The organism is Nostoc sp. CHAB 5715 (genome assembly GCF_020829685.1).
Classification (GTDB): Bacteria; Cyanobacteriota; Cyanobacteriia; order Cyanobacteriales; family Nostocaceae; genus Nostoc.
Genome location: NZ_JAIVFR010000854.1, coordinates 1 through 3,281, shown reverse-complemented (window position 1 = coordinate 3,281; position 3,281 = coordinate 1). Strand labels below are relative to the sequence as shown.

Sequence of the window (3,281 nt, the reverse complement as noted above, 5' to 3'; positions counted from 1 at the left end):
TAGATGAGATGAATTCACCCACTGATGAGCAAGCAGCACTGATTAAGGTAACAATGGAGGGAAAGGCTATGAGCTACCCTGACAGATACGACCAAGAAAGCTTGCTTAACTTGCACAAGGCTAAGATGTATCTTGAAATGGCGATCGGACTGCTAAACCAGTAAATCAGTTTTGAGGGTTTGTAGTAAGCACTTTAGTGCTTAGAAAATAAGGACTAAAATCCTTACTACGAACTTCCTTACCCGTATTAGACTCAACTGAGAAGCTCTATATTTATTAACTAACAATAAATTTTTAGCACTATCTCTTGTTTACTTAATTAGGAATAGCACTCAAGGCAATTACTAATTAAAAATTAACTGACATAAAAAGAAAGCAAGGGCTGCACTGCCCAAGGGAACTGTCAAATTGTCAATACCTAAAAATGAAACAGCCTCTAAAGCCGTAGCTATAACTGCTACTAACAGTGATACTGCCCAAGTTTGCCAACTGTTTCCTTGAGTTCCAACTAAAATCAAACTACTGACAACATAGCTAACGAGCATCATAGTTAAGGAGCCTTCCCAACTTTTTTGCATCCCAAAAACTTTATACTTGTGTGTACCAAAGCGTTGTCCAATCAAGGCTGCTAATCCATCTCCCCAAGTCATTACCAAAATTCCTAATGCTGCGTACTGGGGTTGTTGTAAATACCAGAACCAGGCAACTAAAATACCGAAACTGACGGAGTAAAAAAATGTCCCTAAACTTTGGCGTCCGACGCTATTAATACCAGGAAGAATGGGCAATCGGTAAGATAATAAAGTGATTGCACTGGCTAAAATAGAAGCTGTAATCCCTACACTGGCGGGAATATCTAGCCACCAGGCGATTAAAATCACATTACCAGTGCCAATATGAACTATCTTCCGCACGATTTCTGGCTCGTCGGCGAAGCGGTTTACTACCCATGCAATCAAGAGGATGAGTAACACCCAAATTGCAGCCAACGCAATTTGCAGCCATAAAACCGGAATTGAGGTGAAGTCAGAAAATGTAATTAACAAAGATGCGATAAATGAGAAGTTTTACCCCTGTTACTAATTTATAAGATTTGGGTAGCTGCAATGAAATTATTATTGATTTGGCTGATTCGGGGCTACCGAATGTTTATCTCGCCGTTGTTTCTCCCGACTTGTCGCTTTCAACCAACTTGTTCGATGTATGCTATTCAAGCCATTGAGCGATTTGGAGTGTTGCGTGGTAGCTGGATGGCAACTCGGCGGATTTTGCGCTGTCATCCGTTTCATCCAGGTGGTTACGATCCAGTGCCAGAGGTGGTGGAAAAGGTGAAGGAGGAGTAGTTTATAGAATTGGGGCATTGGGCATTGGGCATTGGGCATTGGGCATTGGGAGAATAGCTGCTTTATATCTCTATGCTGCAAGTGTGCGGGTGAAGGTTCATACCACTTTTAGAAGGGGGGTGGTGTAGGTGATTATAGCTATTTGGGGAGATGTCAACAGATGAGGTTGTCATCTAGCGTGGGAAGGTTGAATAATTTAATTTAGATTTACCATGATTAATCCTACTGCGATTTCTATACCCGAACCACAAATTCCTACTCCTGGCCCGAGTCCACTACCTAGTCCCAATCCTGAGCCGAATCCGCTACCTAGTCCCGAACCTGTACCAGGGCCAGCGATTCCTCAACCCTTACCGGGGCCTGTACCAGAACCAGTACCTGCTCCCATTCCTCAGCCAGTTCCAGGGCCAATTCCTCAAACAGTTCCAGAACCAATTCCCCAAACCATACCGGAACCTGTTTAGATTAACTTGGTAATGTAATCCAAAATCTCAAATCTAAAATCCAAAATGCTAAGAGCCGGAATTGTCGGACTTCCCAACGTCGGAAAATCTACTTTATTTAATGCTGTAGTTGCTAATGCCAAAGCAGAAGCAGCTAATTTCCCTTTTTGCACGATTGAACCGAATGTCGGCGTTGTCGCAGTACCGGATGAACGGTTAAATGTTCTTGCTAAGATTGCCAGTTCGGCACAAATTATCCCAGCGCGGGTTGAATTTGTGGATATCGCCGGTTTAGTTAAAGGTGCTAGTCAGGGTGAGGGACTAGGGAATCAATTCCTGTCCCACATCCGGGAAGTTGATGCGATCGTCCATGTGGTACGTTGTTTTGAAAATGACGATATTATCCACGTTGCTGGTTCTGTTGATCCAGCACGAGATATTGAAATCATTAATATAGAACTGGGTTTATCAGATTTATCACAAATCGAGCGGCGAATTGATCGCACTCGCAAACAAGCTCGTACTAGCAAAGATGCACAGTTTGAAATCACAGTTTTAGAAAAATTAGCTGCGGCTTTAAATGAAGGTAAATCGGTGCGTCAGGTGAGCTTGAATGATGAAGAAGCAGAAATTATTAAAGGATTAGAACTGCTCACTTATAAACCGATTATTTACGCTGCTAATGTATCTGAGGATGAATTGGCAACTGGTAATCATTTTGTGGAAACAGTACGGCAAATTGCAGCAACTGAAAATGCTCAAGTTGTGATAGTTTCGGCTCAAGTTGAAGCTGAATTAGTGGAATTACCAGAGTCAGATAAAGCTGATTTTCTTGCGTCTTTAGGTGTGGAAGAAGGCGGTTTGAAGTCATTGATTCGGGCAACTTACACGCTTTTAGGTTTGCGGACATATTTCACTTGTGGCCCCAAAGAAACCCGCGCTTGGACAATTAATGCTGGAATGTCTGCACCTCAAGCTGCTGGTGTAATCCACAGTGATTTTGAGCGGGGATTTATTCGCGCCGAAACTGTTGCTTATAAAGATTTGGTAACAACTGGTTCGATGAATGCTGCGAAGGAAAAAGGGTTGGTTCGCAGTGAAGGGAAAGAGTATGTTGTGCAAGAAGGGGATGTAATGTTATTCCGATTTAATGTGTAGGGGTAATTAATGAGTGACCGTTATTGATAAGATAATGGTCAACCTACTCTAAGTTGCGATCGCACTATAACCCTTGATACTCCTTTAGGAAGTTGCTAGGCGATCGCAAATAAACCTGCAAGGAAACGTTGACAGCCGCTAATCAAACATGTATCTTCAAAGTATATACGTCAGACAAATTTTTAAAAGTGTTTCACTCCGAAAATCTAAAGTTCGGGCGTAGATCACTAACAAAATTTTTGGAGATACATGTTTGATTAGCGGCTGTCAACGTTTCCTTGCAGGTTTATTTGCGATCGCCTAGCAACTTCCTAAAGGAGTATCAAGGGTTATAGTG

General features: G+C 42.3%; 4 protein-coding genes. 3 read left to right on the top strand and 1 reads right to left on the bottom strand.

What is annotated here, in order from left to right:
- Positions 1–344: 344 nt before the first annotated feature.
- Positions 345–1,046: a diacylglycerol/polyprenol kinase family protein gene (locus tag LC574_RS32495; protein ID WP_229457714.1), complete on the bottom strand. Its 702-nt coding sequence runs from the start codon at positions 1,044–1,046 to the stop codon at positions 345–347.
- A gap of 60 nt (positions 1,047–1,106) precedes the next feature.
- Here LC574_RS32495 and yidD point away from each other — a divergent pair, with 60 nt between their 5' ends.
- The 3 genes from yidD (at position 1,107) to ychF (ending at position 2,944) form a co-directional block, all read left to right on the top strand.
- Positions 1,107–1,343: a membrane protein insertion efficiency factor YidD gene (yidD, locus tag LC574_RS32490; protein WP_229457713.1), complete on the top strand. Its 237-nt coding sequence runs from the start codon at positions 1,107–1,109 to the stop codon at positions 1,341–1,343.
- A 212-nt stretch (positions 1,344–1,555) separates the two neighbouring features.
- Entirely contained in the window at positions 1,556–1,807 is a 252-nt protein-coding gene (locus LC574_RS32485) for a hypothetical protein (RefSeq protein WP_229457712.1), read from the top strand.
- A 45-nt stretch (positions 1,808–1,852) separates the two neighbouring features.
- Complete coding sequence (gene ychF / locus LC574_RS32480) at positions 1,853–2,944, top strand: redox-regulated ATPase YchF (protein WP_229457711.1); 1,092 nt, start codon at positions 1,853–1,855, stop codon at positions 2,942–2,944.
- Positions 2,945–3,281 lie beyond the last annotated feature (337 nt).